The sequence below is a fragment of the Thalassobacter sp. HA4-2 genome (assembly GCF_055693705.1).
Genome location: NZ_JBVFUK010000001.1, coordinates 1,341,588 through 1,359,606, shown reverse-complemented (window position 1 = coordinate 1,359,606; position 18,019 = coordinate 1,341,588). Strand labels below are relative to the sequence as shown.

The window sequence follows — 18,019 nt, the reverse complement described above, 5'->3', positions numbered from 1 at the left end:
TGTTCAAAGGGCGTGCGCCCACAGGACCTCGATGCCCTGCACCGAGCGCTTGAAGCCGCCCAGCACCCGCTTGGGCATAATATACTCGGGCATGATCTGCCCCATCTCGTGGCGCTCAAACCCGACCTGCCAGTGGCGGGGGCGATTGATACACTGTGGCTCAACCCGCTGGCCTTTCCGCGCAACCCCTACCACCATTTGGTGAAACACTATCAGGACGGTCGGCTTGCGACGGGCCATGTCAACGACCCCGAACTGGACGCGCGTCTGGTGTTCGACGTGCTGGGCAATCAGCTTGAGGCTTTTGCCGCGCTGAACAAAAGCAATCCGGACGCTCTTGCCTGCTATCACTACCTGACGACCCGAGCGGAGGGCATGTCAGGGTTCGATGCAGTGTTCGCGCATGTGCGCGGGCGGGATTGCCCCACTGAAGCGCAGGCGACAGAGGCGTTGGTGCGCATGCTCGCGGGACAGGTTTGCGGCGCGCGGCTTGCGCAAACTCTGGAGCGGCTCTCAAGCCCCAAGAACGGGTGGCCCATGGCCTATGCGCTGGCATGGATCACGGTCGCCGGTGGGGATTCCGTGATGCCGCCCTGGGTCCGGGCGCAGTTTCGCGAGGCGTCGCTGATCGTCAAACACTTGCGCGATACGTCTTGCGGCAATGCAAGCTGCGCGTGGTGCGCAGAGCAAAACGACCCCGTACGAGCCTTGCAGAAATGGTTCGGGTTCGAAGCCTACCGCCCGCACCCCGTGGATCCCGAAGGGCGCCCGCTACAAGAGCGAATCGTGGATGAGGCGATGTCGGGTCAAAGCGTGCTGGGCATTCTGCCCACCGGCACCGGTAAATCGGTATGCTATCAGGTGCCTGCGCTGTCTCGGTTCGACAAGACAGGCGCGCTGACCGTGGTGATTTCACCGCTGGTCGCCCTGATGGCCGATCAGGTGCAGGGGATGGAGCGCGCGGGGCTCACCTGCGCGGTGACCATCAACGGCATGCTGTCCATGCCAGAGCGTCAGGACGCGCTTGACAAAGTTCGGCTGGGTGAGGCTGGCATCTTGATTATCTCACCTGAGCAATTGCGCAGCACCAGCGTGCGCTCGGTGCTGGCGCAGCGCGAGGTCGGGCTCTGGGCGATCGACGAGGCGCATTGCCTGTCGAAATGGGGGCACGATTTCCGCCCCGATTATCGCTATCTTGGCCGCTTCATCCGCGAGTTTTCCAACGATCAGCCGCCCGCCCCGATCATCTGCCTGACCGCGACCGCCAAGCCCGAAGTGGTGAAAGAGATTGTCGACCATTTCCAAGAGCGCCTGGATGTGCCGCTGGTCTTGCTGGATGGCGGCAGCACCCGGCAGAACCTGACATTCGAGGTCAAACCAACGACCAAGACCACCAAACTGGGGGATGTGCTGACGGTCATCGAGCAGAACCTGCCCAATGAGGGTCGGTCCGGCGCGGTGGTCTATTGTGCCTCGCGCAAATCAACAGAACGCGTGGCCGAGTTTCTTAAGGCCCAGGGCCTTGATGCGGCCCATTTCCACGCAGGTCTCAGCCCCGACGACAAAGCAGACGTGCAGGAACGCTTCCGCGTGGGCGATTTGCGCGTGATCGCCGCGACCAACGCCTTTGGCATGGGGATCGACAAGCCCGACATCCGCTTGGTGGTTCATGCGGACATCCCTGGATCGCTCGAAAACTACCTGCAAGAGGCGGGACGCGCCGGTCGCGACCGGCTGGATGCAAATTGCGTGTTGCTGTTTGCCGCCGATGATGTGGAGCGGCAGTTCAGTCTGACCGCCAGCGCGCGCCTTGCCCGGCACGAGATCGGTGCGATCCTCAAAGCGCTGCGGCGGATCGACGACAAGTCACAGAAATCTGGCGCGGTCGTCGCCACCTCGGGCGAGATCGTGCGGCATGAGAAAGACCAAGACTTCGAACGCGACAGCGCGACCGATGACACGCGGGTCAAGACAGCAGTGTCCTGGCTGGAAGAGGCGCAGCTGCTGTCGCGCGAGGAAAACCGCGTGCGGGTGTTTCCTTCGTCCCTGACCGTGCGCTCTGCTTGAACAGGCCAAGACCAAGCTGGCGGGCGCCGAAATCACCATGGCGCATCGCAACGCGCTATTGGCAATTGTGCGGCACCTGATGCAGGCCGCCCCCGATGAAGGTGTGTCGACCGATGTGCTCTGCGGTGTGGCCGGGCTGACGCCAGGGGCGCTGCCCAAGGCATTGGCAACGTTGGAAACCTTCGAAATCGCACGCAATGACATGGCTCTGACGGCCTTTGTGCACGTGGGTGTCGCGGATGCCTCGGCTGCGCGGCTGACCAAGGCAACCGAGCGTGAGCGCGATCTGATCGCTCAGATGCAAGAGCTTGCCCCCGATGCCGACGAAAACGTTCCCTACCCGCTGAACCTGCCAGAGGCCTGCACCGCGCTCAGGGCGCAAGGCCATGCCGATGTGCGCCCTGATCAGATCGACAAACTCTTGCGCGGCATGACCCGCGACGGGCGCGATCTGGATGGCGGAACAGGCAACCTGCGCCTGCGCAAGGCCAGCCGCAAGACTGTGATGGTCACGTTGCTTCGTCCATGGCGCAGCATTGTGCGCACCGCAGCGGTCCGGCACACGGCCGCCTCGCTGCTGCTGTCCCATCTGACGGGAAAGCTGGCCCAAGGCACCCGGGGCAAGGATTTACAGGTTGAAACGACGTATGGCGACTTGCTTGCTGCGGTGGCTCAGGACGCCTTTCTCAAGACCTCAGGCGTGACGGACATGACCCGGCTGATGGAAAGGGCGCTTTTGTGGTTGCATGAACAGAGTGTTCTGAACCTTGGCAAAGGGCTGACTGTCTTCCGTCAAGCCATGACCGTGCAGCTCAATCCCAAGGGCGGTCCATTCACGCAGGCCCATTTCACCCCGCTCGAAGAGCATTACGCCGAGCAAAACCTGCAAACCCATGTGATGGCGCATTACGCCGAGACCGGGCTGGGCGCGATGCCCGATGCGATGCGTTTGTCCGAGGATTACTTCCTCCTCAATCAGGACCAGTTCATGAAACGCTGGATGCCAGGCAAGGCGCGCGAGATGCGCCGGCAAACCACCAGCGCCTCGTGGAAGAAGACAGTTGAGGATCTCGGCAACAAGACCCAAGAGGGCATTGTCGCCGATGACCGGGCCAGCATCAATGTGCTGGTGCTCGCAGGCCCCGGGTCTGGCAAGACACGAGTCCTTGTGCACCGGGTGGCCTATCTGCTGAGGGTCAAACGCGAGGACCCGCGCGGCATTCTTGTACTGGCCTATAATCGCCATGCTGCGTCCGAAATCCGGACGCGTCTGGCCGCGCTTGTGGGCGAGGATGCACGCGGCGTGACGATCTGCACCTGCCATGCGCTGGCGATGCGTCTGGTCGGTGCAAGCTTTTCGGGCTTTGACGCCCAAAACGCCGATTTCGACCGGATCGTTACGGATGCTACGGGGTTGCTGAACGGCGATGGCCTTTCAAAATCCGAAGCGGAGGCGCAGCGCGACAGTCTTCTGGACGGCTATCGCTGGATTTTGGTCGACGAATATCAGGACATCGGGCCAGAGGAATACGCGCTGATCTCTGCCGTCGCTGGGCGGTCGCTGGAGGATGCAGACCTCAAGCTAAGCCTGTTTGCGGTCGGCGACGATGATCAGAACATTTACGCCTTCACCGGTGCATCCGTCGATTTCATCCGCCGTTTTGAGGCTGACTATCATGCCAAACCATCCTTTCTGGTGGAAAACTACCGCTCCACGGCCAACATCATCGCTGCCTCCAACGCCGTGATCGAAATGGCCCCGGACCGCATGAAGGCGGACACGCCCATTCGGATCAACACCGCGCGCAGCGTCGGACACCCCGGGGGCCGTATGGCCAATGCGGACCCGCTCGCGCAGGGCCGCGTACAGCTTTTGGATGTCCCGCCCGGCTTGGCGCCGCAAGCCGTCGCGGCGATTGATGAACTTCTGCGCCTTTCCGCGCTAGACCCGCAATGGGACTGGCGAAAAACAGCCATCATCTCGCGCGATTGGAAGAGCCTTGATGCCGTGCGCAGCACCGCCGAGGCCAAGGGCATTTCCGTCGATATGGCGAACGAGGATCTGCCCACGATCTGGCGCCTGCGCGAAACCCAGGCCTTTGTTGCGGCTTTGCGGGCACAGGGCCGGGAATTGCTTGGCCTCGAGGACATTCTTGGCGCGCTGAACGCGCAGAAAGGCAGTAAGTGGACCGAACTCCTTGCCGAAGGCGTCGCGGATCTGGCCCGCGAGTTGCAGGACAAAACCATGCCCGCGCCGGATGTGATCGAATGGATCGCGGAATGGGCCCGCGACACCCGCGGCGCGCAACGAGGGCTTTTGCTGACGACCGCGCACCGGGCCAAGGGGCTTGAGTTCGACCATGTGGTGATCCTGGATGGCGGCTGGGACCGAGCGTCCCGAAACGAGGACGCCGCTGCACCAGGGCGGTTGTTCTACGTCGCCATGACCCGCGCCCGACATAGCCTTGCGGTGATGACCAGCAGCGATCATGCTTTGCTGACCGGCGAAAGTGACGCGATCCTGCGCCGGGTCATAACGCCCGGGACCTTGGAAACATGTAGCCCCGACAGGGCTTACCAGCTTTCCACGCTCAAATCGGTCGATCTGTCTCTTGCAGGGCGGAAGCGGCCAAATGATCCCATCCATGCAGCGATCCGCGATGCGCAAACCGGGGACGAGATCACCTTGGACTTCCGCGCGCCGCACTGGGTTATCCGGGACATACACGGGCGGGCGCTTGGCCACATGGCGAAAAACTGGACGCCGCCCGAAGGCAGCAGATTTCTTTCGGGGACCGTTGGCGCAATCGTGGTCTGGCGGAAAGCCGACAACCAAGAAGAGTATCAGCGTCACATCAAACAAGATGAATGGGAAACGGTTTTGCCGGAAATGGTGTTCTCCGTGCCGCGATGACCTTGAGTTGATTTGGAAAAACTCAAAGACAGGCGGTCAGCGGACGGGAGTTCCTCAATGTGGTGCGGGTGGAGGGACTTGAACCCCCACGCCTTGCGGCGCCAGAACCTAAATCTGGTGCGTCTACCAATTCCGCCACACCCGCACTGTGCGCGGCATAGCAAGCACCCGCGCGGCTGAAAACCCCAAAATCGTCCAGAACCGTGCTGTTTGCGCCGCAGGGGAAAACCACAGACGTGTCCCCCTTACCTGCGATTGCCGTCCGCTCAGCGCGTGTCGCAAGGTAGAATTTCAAGATGTGGTGGGTCCCTGCCCCCTACACCACAATCAGAGTAAGGCCTGCCCCCGCATTTCCCCACCACCGCCCCGGACGCGCCCCATTCTCGCCCGAATCCAAAGGCTATCTAGGGACATCGACGGAGGGACACCTGATGACAATGCAACTGCGCAACGCTCGCGACTTGACCAACACCGTAGCTCGGACACGTGCCACTGGCATCACCTCCGGCACCAAAATTCTGACAGCCCGCGGCGAGACTGCCATCGAAGACCTGAAGGTCGGCGACCGCATCATCACCCGCGACCGCGGCATGGTGCCCCTGCGCGCCATTTCGCGCCGCCACGTCGACGCCATCGCCTGTGTGCGCATCCGCCCCGACAGCCTTGGCCTTGGTCGCCCGGACCGTGATGTCTACGTCGCCCCCGGCCAGCACCTGTACCTGCGCGACTGGCGGGCCGAAGCCCTGTTTGGATCCGACGCGGCCCTCGTGCCCGCATGGCGTCTGACCGATGGCACCTTCATGGCCGAGATGGAGGCCGCACCGGCGACCTTCTTCGAGCTGCACTTTGACGACGACCACATCCTGTATGCCAACGGTTTGGAACTGGGCTCCGGCATCTGCGTGGCAGATCTGGTCGAAGCGGCAGCCTGATCCGGACCTGTCGCATTTTATGAAATGAGGGGATTCACTGAACGGCACTGTTAGGGTAGTCTTTACCCATAACAGGCAAAAAGCCGAGCAGTGACATGACAAATCAAACACCCCCTGCCGTTGGCCGGCTCCCCGATTGTGGCCAACAAGGCGCTGGAACACGCGCTGACCCCGAATACGCAAGTCCTGACCTGCGATGGGGAACGACCGGCCAGTGCCCTAAGGGTTGGCGACCGGATCATCACCCGCGACTACGGGGCCATTCAATTGCGTGGCCTGATCACCCGGACACCCGGGCGTGATCTGCAAATGGTCCGCATCCCGGCCCATGCGTTTGGTCCAAATCGGCCCGAACGACCCATGACGGTGTTGGCCGATCAACCCATCCTGATCCGCGACATGCGCGCGCAAATGCTGTATGGGCGCACGCAGGCCAAAGTGGCGGCCCGGCGGCTGGCCGATGGCACATTGGTGCGCCGGATCAAACGGGATCCCGGATCTCTGATCGCCCTGCATTTTGCCAAACCGGCCATGATCTATGCCAACGGGTTGGAGTTGGTGGCGGCGGGCGTGCCCACGGTCAAAGCGCGCAGACCCTAGGCCATATCGCGCAAGACCTGTGGGACCATGTCCGGCAGGTCCTCGGCGATCAATCCGGGACCAAAGGCCCGCGCGGCCTCTGCATGGAGCCAGAGGGCGGATGGGACCAAGCCAGTGGCAGCGCCGGGGGATTTCGCGATCTGCCCCGCAATCAGACCGGCCAGAACATCGCCCGCCCCGGCGGTGGCCAGCCAAGGCACCTCGCGTCCATAGCTGCAACTGTGGACGAAGGCTTGACCATCCGGTGTGGCATAGACGGTATCCGGCCCCTTCAAAACGATGCCGCAGCCCAATCTGGCCGCTGCGTCCCGGGCCGCATCCACCTTGGAATAGGCCGGGCCCGTCAGCGACTGCCCCATCATGTCCATCGCGGCTGCGCGGGCCTCTTGTGCGCCTTCTGCCATGATCGCGTCTAACGTGCGCGGCATTATCCGGGCCGCGCGTTCGCGCGGGTGCAACAGGCGATCCGCCAAATCAGGGCAAAGCCTTCGAAACTCGCCCATGTGCGGGGTCATTACACAGCCCGGGTGCAGTTTCGCCTGCAACGCAGGGTCCTCGGCAATCAGGGTCAGGGCATCGGCGTCCAAAACCACCGGCGTGCCGCTGTCCAATGCCGCAGCGACCTGCGCCGCCTTGCCGTCCGACAGGCCCAACCCGGGACCAATGCACAGGCAGCGGATCCGATCATCGGCCAGCAGGTCGATCAATCCGGCGGCATCCTCGCAGCGCCGCAACATGATCGCGGTCAGCTGGGTGGCGCATTCCATCATGGCGGACCCCGGTGCGGCAACCGTGACCAGCCCCGCGCCCACCCGCAGGGCCGCCCGGGCCGCCAGCCGTGCAGCGCCGCTGCGGCCCATGCCACCGGCGACAACGACCACATGCCCATGATCAAACTTGTTTTTGTCCCCGCCCCACTTCTGGATCGCGACCTTCGGCCCAAGGGCATCGTTGGGACAGGGTTGCGCCCAGGGCTTGGGGTCGATCAAGCGCACCCGCGCGGGACGAACCACCGAAACGCCCGCCTTGCGGGGGGCACGGTCCCACGCCACGCCCCCAAACCCAGATCGACGACCTTCAATTGCCCGCACACCGCCGGACCATCGGCGAGGAAGTGGCCGATTTTGGGACACTCAAAGGTGACGGTCAGCCCCGCGAGGGGCACTGTTGCGGAACATGGCGCGGCCGCGCCCCCGGCCAGCATCCGGCCCGAGTCCAGACACAGCCCCGAGGGCGCGTCGATGGCCACAAATCGCGGGGTGTAGAACGCCGCATCCCCGCCCGATCCGCCGAGGTAGGACAGAAACGACAGCAAATCCCCCTCGGGCGCGCGGGTCAGACCCGTGCCCAACAGCGCGTCCACGTACAGATCCGCAGGCGCGCCGCGCCGGAACGTGCTCTGGTCCAAGGGCACCACCGGCCCGGTCCACGCCTGCGCCATGGCCTGGGCATCGGGGGTTCGGGGCGGGGCCAGCGCATGGACCTCCACGTCCCAGCCCATCCCTTGCAACACCCGCGCGACCACATAGCCATCGCCCCCGTTGTTGCCGGGCCCGCACAGCACGCATGCCCGATGCGGGCCTTGCGCCAATTCAGGCCGCCAGTCCATGACCGCATCCACCACGCCCTGCCCCGCGCGTTCCATCAGGGCCGCGCCTGTCACCACGTTGACCCCGATCGCGGCCTGTTCAATGGCGCGCATTTGAGCACTGGTCAGCAGTTCCGTCATCGTATTTTGCCTATCTTTTCACACTCTGCACACTTATCGCCCGTTGTGCCTATTTTTTAATCACACAACCCGAAAACACGAAAACTGCCCGATCTGCGTCACCCTACCTGATTGCGGGCCTTTTGCGGAAGTGGTCTCACCAACCCCGAAGATGTCAGGAGGAGTCGCCGACATGAAGAAAATCGAGGCCATCATCAAACCGTTCAAGCTGGACGAAGTGAAGGAAGCGCTGCAAGAAATCGGTATTCAGGGCCTGTCCGTCACCGAAGTCAAAGGCTTTGGCCGCCAGAAAGGCCACACCGAATTGTACCGCGGCGCCGAATATGTCGTCGACTTTCTGCCCAAGGTGAAGATCGAGGTTGTTCTGTCCGACGACCTGCTGGACCAAGCCATCGAGACGATCATCACCGCCGCCAAGACCGACAAGATCGGCGACGGCAAAATCTTTGTGTCTGATATCTCTCAGGCCATCCGCATTCGTACCGGCGAGTCCGGCGACGAAGCCCTTTAATCCCAACACTTCACTGACCCCAATCCAAGAAAGGGAAAGTCCATGAGTAAAGATGCTGTTCTAAAGCAGATCGCTGACGAGGAAATCGAATACGTCGATATCCGCTTCACCGATCCCCGTGGCAAATTGCAACACGTCACAATCGTTGCCGATCTGGTGGACGCCGACTTCCTCGAAGAAGGCTTCATGTTCGACGGCTCCTCCATCGCTGGGTGGAAGTCGATCGAAGAGTCGGACATGAAACTGATGCCCGACACGGACTCGGCCTATCTGGACCCTTTCTACGCCGAAAAGACCCTGTGTCTGCACTGCTCGGTGGTGGAACCCGACACCGGCGAACCCTACCCCCGCGACCCGCGCGGCACCGCCGAAAAGGCCGAGGCCTACCTGAAATCCTCGGGAATTGGCGACGTGTCCTACTTTGGCCCCGAAGCCGAGTTCTTCCTGTTTGACGACGTGCGTTTTTCGAACTCGATCAACAAGGTGTCCTACGAAGTGGATGCGCAAGACGCCTCCTGGAACACCGACGCCGAGTACGAGATGGGCAACATGGGCCACCGTCCCGGCGTCAAGGGCGGCTATTTCCCCGTAAACCCCACGGATGCGGCGCAGGACCTGCGGTCCGAAATGCTGTCCACCATGAAAAGGATGGGCATGAAGGTCGACAAGCACCACCACGAAGTGGCGTCGTGCCAGCACGAGCTGGGCCTGATCTTCGGGTCGCTGACCAAGCAGGCCGACGAGTTGCAGAAATACAAATACGTGATCCACAACGTGGCCCACGCCTACGGCAAATCCGCCACCTTTATGCCCAAGCCCATCGCAGGCGACAACGGCACCGGCATGCACGTGAACATGTCGATCTGGAAAGATGGCAAGCCCCTGTTCGCAGGCGACAAATACGCCGACCTGTCCGACGAGGCGCTGTATTTCATCGGTGGCATCCTGAAACACGCCAAGGCCCTGAACGCCTTTACCAACCCCTCGACCAACAGCTACAAGCGGTTGATCCCCGGGTTTGAAGCCCCCGTTCTGCGCGCCTATTCGGCCCGCAACCGGTCGGGCTGCGTGCGGATCCCATGGTCCGAGTCGCCCAAGGCGAAACGTGTGGAGGCCCGCTTCCCCGATCCGGCAGCGAACCCCTACCTGTGCTTTGCCGCCCTGCTGATGGCTGGCCTCGACGGGATCACCAACAAGATCCACCCGGGCGAAGCGTCCGACAAGGACCTGTACGATCTGCCCGCCGAAGAGCTGGCCGAGATCCCAACGGTCTGCGGCTCCCTGCGCGAGGCGCTGGACGAGTTGCAAGCGGATATGGACTTCCTGCTGGCCGGTGACGTGTTCACCAAGGACCAGATCGAAGGCTATATCGAGCTGAAGATGGAAGAGGTCATCACCTACGAACACACGCCGCACCCTGTGGAATTCGGCATGTACTACAGCTGCTGATCGCGGCACACAGCATCGGAAAAGGCGGCCCTCGGGTCGCCTTTTTTGCGTTTGGCGACAATCGCGGCCGCATTGCCGGATTGCGCACGCACACGAACCAATAGGCCCCATTTCGATCAAACTGCTGCCCAGCTTCGCGTTTAGTCAAATATTATGAAAATGATGACTGCATACAACGCACCCGCTTCCGCACCGCAGACCTCGCGCCGCGTGGGTCCGCACCAGTTGGCCGCCCGTTTTCCCCATGTGCCCAACAGCGCGTGGGAGGATCCCAATGTCCAACATATGTATCTGTCGCAACTGCGCGCACAATCGGACCGGGTCCAGCGCCGGGTCAGTGCCCCCCTGTCCACAGCCGCCGTGGTCAGTTGGATCGCGGCCTTCGTGGCGCTTGGCTACGGGATGCTGACCTAGTCCTCGTCCTCGAACAGGTCGTCCTGATCCTCTGGCGCGTCGGACGGATCCTCCAGCGTGCCCGGGGCCGGGCGGCTTTCCAGCAGGCCCGCCGCGCGCAATTCCTTGACGCCGGGCAGGTCCCGGGCGGTTTCCAATCCGAAGTGATCGAGAAAGCCGGACGTGACCATGAACGTCACGGGGCGGCCCGGGGTCTGCCTGCGCTTGCCCAGTTTGACCCAGTCCAATTCGATCAACTGATCCACCGTGCCCTTTGACACGGACACACCGCGGATTTCCTCGATCTCGGCCCGGGTGACGGGTTGGTGATAGGCGATGATGGCCAGGGTCTCGATGGCGGCGCGGGACAATTTGCGCGTCTCGACCACCTCGCGGGTCATCAGATGGCCAAGGTCGCCTGCGGTGCGGATCGCCCAGGCCTCGCCCACGCGCACCACCTGCACCCCGCCCATCATACCGTTTGCGCAAAGACGCCAATGCGGTGGGCGCGTCGCAGCCATGGGGCAGCCGCGCGTGCAACTCGGCCACGGTGACGGGTTCGGCACTGGCGAACAGGATCGCCTCGACCATGCGTTCTTGTTCGGCCAAGGGCGGCGCTTCGAACAGGCTTTCGGGTTCATCCATCATGGGGCGGTCTTACTGCGGATTTGGATGGGGGCAAAGGTCTCCTCCTGCCGCAATTCCAGCCGCCCGCCCTTGGCCAGTTCCAGTGTCGCCGCAAAGGTGGCGGCGGTGGCGGACCGGCGGCGCTTGGGATCATCCTCCCACCCCGGGGGCAGATAGGCCATGATGTCGGTCCAGTCCCCCACGTAGCCCATCATGCCGCGCAACCGCTCCAATGCCTCTTCCATGGTGTAGATGCTGTCGCGGTCAAAGACGAAGGGGCGGAAATCGTCGCGGGTGCGGATGCGGGCGTAGCCCTGCATCAGGTCCAGCAGGTTGGCGGTGTAGGTCACCTTGCGGGTGCGGGTCATGGTCTGGGGATCGCCGCGCACGAAGCGGTCGCGTCCCAACTGATCCCGCGCCATCAGGCGGGCGGCCACGTTGCGCATGGCCTCCAGCCGTTCAAGCTGGAAGGCCAGGTGCGCGGCAAGCTCTTCGCCTGTCGGGCCGTCCTCCTTGGGGTCGGGGGGCAAGAGCAGGCGGGATTTCAGAAACGCCAGCCACGCCGCCATGACCAGATAATCGGCGGCCAGTTCGATCCGCAGGGCCTTGGCCTGTTCGATGAAGCTAAGATACTGGCGCGCAAGGTCCAGTACGCTGATCCGGCGCAGGTCCACCTTTTGGGTGCGCGACAGGGTCAACAACAGGTCCAGCGGCCCCTCGAACCCGTCCACATCCACGATCAGCGCTTCGGCCTGCAGGCGGTCGGCCACGGACATGGCGTCCGGAACAGGCTCGGGCCATTCGGTATCGGTGTCAGACATAGAGCCCCCGGCGCGGCGGGTCAGGACCCGGTTAGGCTGGCAAATTCCGCCTCAAGGCCCTTGATGTCAAGGGCGGGCGGCGCGATCCGTTGGGACAGGGCGCGGGTGGCCCGGTGCAGGGCCGCGCCGGTCAGGCGGGGGGCGGTGGTGGCCACGGCCTCTGCCTCGGCGCGGTCGCCATTGCAGTGCAGGATCATGTCACAGCCCGCCCCCATTGCGGCGGCGGTGCGCTGCGCGATGGAGCCGGGCAGCGCGCCCATGGACAGATCATCGGTCATCAGCAACCCGTCAAAGCCGATCTGCTCCCGGATTTCCCGGTGCACCCTGGGCGAGATCGTGCCGGGCAGGTCCGCATCAATCGCGCCGTAGACCACATGGGCGGACATGCCCATGGCGATGTCGCGCAGGCCCCGGAACGCAGCAAAATCCGTGGCGCGCAGGGTGGCAAGATCCGTGTCCACCCGGGGCAGGTCCACATGGCTGTCGGCCACGGCGCGCCCGTGCCCGGGGATATGTTTCAGGATCGGCAGAACCCCGCCCTCCAACTGGCCCTCGGCCACGGCGCGGGCGGCCCCCACCACCACGGGTACGGCGTCCCCGTAGGTGCGGTTGCGCAAAACGGGGTGCGTGTCGGGGGTTGTCAGGTCGCCCAAGGGCGCGCAATTGACGTCGATGCCCACCTCGCGCAGCTCGGCCGCGATCAGGCGGGACCGCAGGCGCATGGCGCGGGCGACGTGGCTGGCGGGCAGGCGCGCGATTTGATCCAGGGCAGGCACCCATTGCCGCCAATGGGGGGACCCATGCGTTGCACCCGCCCCCCTCCTGGTCGATCAGGATGGGGCAATCCCACCCCACGCACAGGCGCAGGTCGGCGGTCAGGCGGCGCAGTTGGTCTGGGTCCTCGATGTTGCGGGCAAACAGGATGAAGCCCCACGGGGCGACCTCCTGAAAGAAGCCCGCCTCGTCCGGGGTCAGCACCGGCCCCTCGCATCCAAGGATGAAGGCACCGGTCGCGTCAGGGATCATCGAGAGACGACCGGGATGCAGGCCGCATTCTGGGCCAGGAAGGCAGAGCAAAAGCGCCGCGCGTCATTGGCGTCGCCAAAGCCCACGACCCGCAGGCGGTAGAAGTCCCGCCCGCCGGAGCGTGCCAGTTGGATCAGGCGCTGCTTGCCTTCCATGTAGTCGCCAAAGCGCGAATACAGGCGGTCCCACTCGCGCCGGGCGCTGGCCTCGTCGTCGAAGGCGCCCAGTTGCACCAGCCGCGCGCCCGAGGGGACGGAGGCTTCGGTCACGTCCAGCCCTGCGGTGGGGGTCCCCGTCCCGGTCCCCGTGGGGACATCTGCGGGCGCGGCACTGGCGGTGGCCCGGGCCAACCCTGCGGGCCGTTGCAGCGGTCTGGTCGAGGTCGAAACCCCCGGCACATCCGCCGGGATCACATCCGTTTCCGCTTGGGCGGTTTGCGACGGAACTACGGGGGCCAAAGGCTCCGTCCCCAGTAGCAGGCTCTCAAGTCCGGCGGTGGACAGGGTGCCGTTTTCATCGATCAGATCGGGGGCCGGGGTGCCCGTCTGGGTCGAGGTGGTTGTGCGGATCGCAGGCGCAGGGGCCGCAAGGTCGATGGGGGCCGGGGCCAGCACGATGCTTTCGGGGGCCGGGGCCGCCGCACCGCCCGCCTTGATGTCATTGACCGCAAAACCCTGATAGGCCGCCTGCGCGCCGCCCGGATCATCGGGGCGGACCCGCATGGGCCCCTCCAGCGCTTGGATCACAGGAACAGCCGCCACATCGCGGACGGTCAACTGCACACCCCAGACGATCATGCCCACAACCAGCCCGACAGAGCAGGCCGCGCCGACCCATTGTGCCACGCCGAATCCAGAGGCCGGAGCCGCACGCGGCTCGTCATAGTATTCTATATCTGCCATGCCCGTATCCTTTGCCCACTGGTGTGGGTCTCATGACTGTACTGCTCGGAACGCGGGCGGACTGGCCCCTTTTGCGGGTGCTCAGCGCATCTCGGTCGCCGGTTCCACCCCTAGAATACCCAATCCTGCCGAAATAACAACCGACACGGCACGGGCGAGGGCAATTTTCGACTGGCTGGCGGCGGTGTCGTCCTGCACGAACCGCAAGGACGGCACGTCATTGCCCTTGTTGTACAGGGCGTGAAAGTCCGATGCGAGGTCGTACAGGTAGAAGGCGATGCGGTGCGGCTCGTGGGTGCGGGCGGCCAGTTCCACCATGCGCGGCCATTCGGCCAGCTTGGCGGCAAGGGCGTGTTCGGACGGATGATCCAGCAGGGTCAGATCCGCGCCGCGCAGGGCGGCATCCTCCGTGGCCACGCCCGCCTCGGCCCCCTTGCGCAGGATCGAATGGACCCGGGCAGAGGCGTATTGCACATAGAACACCGGGTTTTCCTTGGATTGTTCCACCGCCTTGGCGAAATCGAAATCAAGGGGCGCGTCGTTCTTGCGGGTCAGCATCACAAAGCGGGTCACGTCCGGGCCGACCTCGGCCACCACATCGCGCAAGGTCACAAAGGTCCCTGCCCGCTTGGACATTTTGAACGGCTCGCCGTTCTTGTACAGTTTCACCAATTGGCACAGCTTGATGTCCAGCGGCACCCGTTCCTCGGACAGGGCGGCCACGGCGGCCTTCATCCGTTTCACATACCCGCCGTGATCCGCGCCAAAGACGTCGATCAGGTGGTCAAACCCCCGCTCCACCTTGTCGAAGTGATAGGCGATGTCGGGGGCGAAATAGGTCCAGGCCCCATCGGATTTCTGGATCGGCCGGTCCACATCGTCCCCGTAAACCGTAGAGCGGAACAGGGTCTGTTCCCGCGCTTCCCAATCCTCGGGCAGCTTGCCCTTGGGCGGCTCAAGGGTGCCGCGATAGATCAGGTCCTTGGATTTCAGGTCCGCAATCGCCGCCTCGATCCGGCCCGTACCATAGAGGGACTTTTCGCTGTAGAACACATCCATGGTGACGTTCAGCGCCGCAAGGTCGTCGCGGATCAGGTCCATCATGGCCTCGGTGGCAAAGGTGCGGATCACTTCCAGCCAGACATCCTCGGGCTGGTCCACATAGGCCGCGCCGACCTTGTCCTTCAGGGCTGTCCCCACGGGGACAAGGTAGTCGCCCGGGTAGGTGCCATCCTCGAACTGCACCTGCTGGCCATGTGCCTCGAGGTAGCGCAGATAGACGGACCGGGCCAGCACATCCACCTGCGCGCCGCCATCGTTGATGTAGTATTCCCGCGTCACGTCATAGCCCGCATAGGCCAGCAGGCTGGCCAGCGCATCCCCGAACACCGCCCCGCGCGTGTGGCCCACGTGCAAGGGCCCCGTGGGGTTGGCCGAGACGTATTCGACGTTGACCCGCTTGCCCGCCCCGGTTGCGGAGGTGCCGAAACGCGCGCCCTGTTCCAGAACCGCGCCCACGACGCCCTGCCACACGGACGGGGCCAGCCGCAGGTTCAGGAACCCCGGGCCTGCCACCTCGGCCGTGTCCACCCGGGCGTCCGCCGTCAGGCGCAGGGCCAAGGTCTGGGCGATGTCGCGCGGCTTCATCTTGGCGGGTTTGGCCAGCACCATGGCGGCGTTGGTGGCCATGTCCCCGTGGGCCGGGTCGCGGGGCGGCTCGACGGCGACGTTGTCAAACGACAGCCCCTCGGGCAGCAGCCCTTCGGCGGTCATATCGGTCAGGGCGGCGATCACGGTGGTGCGCAGTTCGGCAAACAGGTTCATCAGACGGGTCCTTTATCGGCTTGGCTGCGGTGTAGCCACGGTACGTGCGGGTGGCAAGGTCGGGCTGGGGCCAGCCCCCACACCGCGGCGGCATTTGGGGCGCACCGAGGATCAGGTACCAAAGAAGCGGTCGTGTTCCTGCAGCGCGAAACGGTCGGTCATGCCCGACAGGTAGTCGGCCACAAGGCGGGCAAGCTGCGTCTCGGTCGGCGCGGCGCGGATGCGGTCCTGCCACTTGTCGGGCAGCAGGTCGGGGTGGGCCATGTAGTGGGGGAACAAATCCTCGACCACCCGCGTCACCCGGGCCCGCATCTCGACCACCGAAGGGGCGCGGTACATGCGCGCGAACAGAAAGGCGCGGATCTGTTTCAGGTCCTCGAACAGCGCAGGCGAGAATTGCACCATCATGCGGCCTGCGTGCCGGATGTCGGCGGCGGTGGTCGGGGCAAGGGCGGCGAGGTTGGCCTGACTGACCGCCAGCACATCCTCGACCAGCACGCCGAAGAACCGGCGCAGGGCCTCGTGCCGGCGGCGGTGATGTTCCAGCGCGGGATACTTGGCATCGACCTGCGCAAAGCAGTCGCGCAGGATCGGCAGGGCCAAAAGGTCGTCTTCGGTGAACAGCCCCGCCCGCAGCCCGTCCAACACGTCGTGGTTGTTGTAGGCGATGTCGTCGGACAGGGCCGCCACCTGCGCCTCGGCGCTGGCATGGGTGTGCAGTTCCAGATCATGCAGCGCGTTGTAGTCCGCAAGGGCGTAGGGGATGTCGCCCGCCTCAGAGCCTGTCACAGGTCCATTGTGCTTGGCGATGCCCTCCAACGTCTCCCACGTCAGGTTCAGCCCGTCCCATTCGGCATAGTGCCGTTCCAGGGCGGTCACGATCCGCAGGGCCTGGGCGTTGTGGTCAAACCCGCCGTAGGGCGCCATCAGGGCGTTCAGGGCATCCTCGCCCGTGTGGCCAAAGGGGGTGTGGCCAAGATCATGGGCCAGCGCCACAGCCTCGGTCAACTCCACGTTCAGGCCAAGGCTGGCAGCGATGGTGCGAGCCACCTGGGCCACCTCGATGCTGTGGGTCAGGCGGGTGCGGTAGTAATCGCCCTCATGCTCCACAAAGACCTGGGTCTTGTGCTTGAGACGCCGAAACGCGCTGGCATGGATGATCCGGTCCCTGTCGCGCTGAAAGCAGGAACGGTGCGCGCTTTCATCCTCGGGGTACAGACGGCCACGGCTGGCGGCGGGGTCGCAGGCATAGGGGGCGGTCATGGGGGCCTCGTCTTGTGTGGGGGGCTGGGCTCTCTATATTGTGTGCAACCGCAATTGCACAGACCGAGACGCGCCATGGACCTGACGATCCCCCCCAAAGTGACCGACCGCGCCTTTGCCCGACTGGCAGAGATTGGCGCAAACGCCGATGGCAAGGCCCTGCGGGTGGCCGTGGATGGCGGCGGGTGTTCGGGGTTTCAGTACGAAATCACGCTGGACGCCCCGCGCGAGGACGACCTGATCCTAAAGGGCGAGGGCGAGGCGGTTCTGGTGGACCCCGTGTCCCTGCCGTTTCTGGCGGATGCCACCATCGACTTCACCGAGGAATTGATCGGCGCGCGTTTCGTCATCGACAATCCCAACGCTTCCAGCAGCTGTGGCTGCGGCGTCAGCTTCTCCATGTAGGCGTCCCCACGGGGACAGGTTTGTGGTGCCGTCCCCATGGGGACACACAGGCTAGGCCGTCTCCACGGGGACAGTTTTCCAGTAGATTGTCCCCATGGGGACAGTCTCCAACAGGTTGTCCCCATGGGGACAGTCTCCAACAGGCTGTCCCCATGGGGACAGGGGCAACAGCGTCCCCGTGGGGACGCCGCACCGACCCTAGGCCGCGGGCTTTTCGGCGGTGGCCGGTGCGTCCTCGTCCGGGGCGGTTTCCTCTGCCTTGTCTGACAAGGTCTGCGCGGGCTTGGGCAGGGCCAGCGCCTCGTCGGCCAACTGCTCCGGCAGGTCCAGATCAAATGTGCCGCTTTCCAGATCCCAGACGATCTTGGGCTTGACGGGTTGCGCCTCGATCAAGGCGTTCAGCTCGCCCATCACACGCGCAAAGCTTTCGCGGTTGGTTTCGACCTTGGCGGCCTCTTCCTTCTTTCCGAATAGAAATTTCAGCATTTTTGTCCCTTTCGTTTCGCCTAAACTATGCTGCGGCGCGGAAAAATGCAGGGGGAGAGGCAAAATTTTC

The 18,019-nt window shown here is 64.0% G+C and carries 14 protein-coding genes, 1 tRNA gene and 2 pseudogenes; 7 read left to right on the top strand and 10 right to left on the bottom strand.

Features of this window, described 5'->3' with window-relative positions:
* Nucleotides 1-270: 270 nt before the first annotated feature.
* Nucleotides 271-4,981: pseudogene (locus tag ACZ1G0_RS06925) on the top strand (RecQ family ATP-dependent DNA helicase).
* A gap of 60 nt (nt 4,982-5,041) precedes the next feature.
* Here the strand turns inward: ACZ1G0_RS06925 and ACZ1G0_RS06920 are convergent.
* A tRNA-Leu gene (locus tag ACZ1G0_RS06920) sits at nt 5,042-5,126 on the bottom strand.
* 286 nt (nt 5,127-5,412) lie between these two features.
* Between ACZ1G0_RS06920 and ACZ1G0_RS06915 the strand changes: the two genes are divergently transcribed.
* The gene (locus ACZ1G0_RS06915) at nt 5,413-5,913 is read left to right on the top strand and encodes a Hint domain-containing protein (protein ID WP_472736274.1); all 501 of its coding nucleotides are present in this window, start codon (nt 5,413-5,415) and stop codon (nt 5,911-5,913) included.
* A gap of 138 nt (nt 5,914-6,051) precedes the next feature.
* Nucleotides 6,052-6,513 carry a Hint domain-containing protein gene (locus ACZ1G0_RS06910; protein WP_472736273.1) on the top strand — a complete coding sequence of 154 codons (462 nt, stop codon included), beginning with the start codon at nt 6,052-6,054 and terminating at the stop codon, nt 6,511-6,513.
* Here the strand turns inward: ACZ1G0_RS06910 and ACZ1G0_RS06905 are convergent.
* Both ACZ1G0_RS06905 and ACZ1G0_RS06900 read right to left on the bottom strand, forming a co-directional pair.
* A complete protein-coding gene (locus ACZ1G0_RS06905; RefSeq protein WP_472736272.1) occupies nt 6,510-7,565 on the bottom strand; it encodes an ADP-dependent NAD(P)H-hydrate dehydratase in 1,056 nt (351 codons plus the stop codon). The two genes, ACZ1G0_RS06910 and ACZ1G0_RS06905, sit on opposite strands and share 4 nt — an antisense overlap.
* A complete protein-coding gene (locus ACZ1G0_RS06900; protein WP_472736271.1) occupies nt 7,499-8,242 on the bottom strand; it encodes an NAD(P)H-hydrate epimerase in 744 nt (247 codons plus the stop codon). Before ACZ1G0_RS06900 ends, ACZ1G0_RS06905 begins: the two co-directional genes overlap by 67 nt.
* Nucleotides 8,243-8,414: 172 nt before the next feature.
* Here ACZ1G0_RS06900 and ACZ1G0_RS06895 point away from each other — a divergent pair, with 172 nt between their 5' ends.
* The 3 genes from ACZ1G0_RS06895 (at nt 8,415) to ACZ1G0_RS06885 (ending at nt 10,616) form a co-directional block, all read left to right on the top strand.
* Entirely contained in the window at nt 8,415-8,753 is a 339-nt protein-coding gene (locus ACZ1G0_RS06895; protein ID WP_472737777.1) for a P-II family nitrogen regulator, read from the top strand.
* A gap of 42 nt (nt 8,754-8,795) precedes the next feature.
* A complete protein-coding gene (gene glnA, locus ACZ1G0_RS06890; protein WP_472736270.1) occupies nt 8,796-10,202 on the top strand; it encodes a type I glutamate--ammonia ligase in 1,407 nt (468 codons plus the stop codon).
* A gap of 159 nt (nt 10,203-10,361) precedes the next feature.
* On the top strand, nt 10,362-10,616 hold the full coding sequence (locus ACZ1G0_RS06885) for a hypothetical protein (RefSeq protein WP_472736269.1): 255 nt from the start codon (nt 10,362-10,364) through the stop codon (nt 10,614-10,616).
* Here ACZ1G0_RS06885 and scpB read toward each other — a convergent pair.
* From scpB to ACZ1G0_RS06855, 6 genes and pseudogenes are all read right to left on the bottom strand, one after another.
* Nucleotides 10,613-11,243: pseudogene (gene scpB, locus ACZ1G0_RS06880) on the bottom strand (SMC-Scp complex subunit ScpB). The gene ACZ1G0_RS06885 and the pseudogene scpB overlap by 4 nt on opposite strands.
* The gene (locus tag ACZ1G0_RS06875) at nt 11,240-12,043 is read right to left on the bottom strand and encodes a segregation and condensation protein A (RefSeq protein ID WP_472736268.1); all 804 of its coding nucleotides are present in this window, start codon (nt 12,041-12,043) and stop codon (nt 11,240-11,242) included. Before ACZ1G0_RS06875 ends, scpB begins: the two are co-directional and overlap by 4 nt.
* A 20-nt stretch (nt 12,044-12,063) precedes the next feature.
* Nucleotides 12,064-12,819, bottom strand: a complete 756-nt coding sequence (locus ACZ1G0_RS06870; protein WP_472736267.1) for a glycoside hydrolase family 3 N-terminal domain-containing protein — start codon at nt 12,817-12,819, stop codon at nt 12,064-12,066.
* A 246-nt stretch (nt 12,820-13,065) separates the two neighbouring features.
* Nucleotides 13,066-13,971: an SPOR domain-containing protein gene (locus tag ACZ1G0_RS06865; protein WP_472736266.1), complete on the bottom strand. Its 906-nt coding sequence runs from the start codon at nt 13,969-13,971 to the stop codon at nt 13,066-13,068.
* Between the two features lie 81 nt (nt 13,972-14,052).
* Nucleotides 14,053-15,795 carry an arginine--tRNA ligase gene (argS, locus tag ACZ1G0_RS06860; RefSeq protein WP_472736265.1) on the bottom strand — a complete coding sequence of 581 codons (1,743 nt, stop codon included), beginning with the start codon at nt 15,793-15,795 and terminating at the stop codon, nt 14,053-14,055.
* 111 nt (nt 15,796-15,906) lie between these two features.
* A complete protein-coding gene (locus tag ACZ1G0_RS06855; RefSeq protein ID WP_472736264.1) occupies nt 15,907-17,058 on the bottom strand; it encodes a deoxyguanosinetriphosphate triphosphohydrolase in 1,152 nt (383 codons plus the stop codon).
* Nucleotides 17,059-17,139: 81 nt separating this feature from the next.
* Between ACZ1G0_RS06855 and ACZ1G0_RS06850 the strand changes: the two genes are divergently transcribed.
* Nucleotides 17,140-17,463, top strand: coding sequence for a HesB/IscA family protein (locus tag ACZ1G0_RS06850; protein ID WP_472737776.1), 324 nt, complete (start codon nt 17,140-17,142; stop codon nt 17,461-17,463).
* Between the two features lie 198 nt (nt 17,464-17,661).
* Here ACZ1G0_RS06850 and ACZ1G0_RS06845 read toward each other — a convergent pair whose 3' ends face one another.
* On the bottom strand, nt 17,662-17,949 hold the full coding sequence (locus ACZ1G0_RS06845) for a hypothetical protein (RefSeq protein WP_472736262.1): 288 nt from the start codon (nt 17,947-17,949) through the stop codon (nt 17,662-17,664).
* Nucleotides 17,950-18,019: the final 70 nt, after the last annotated feature.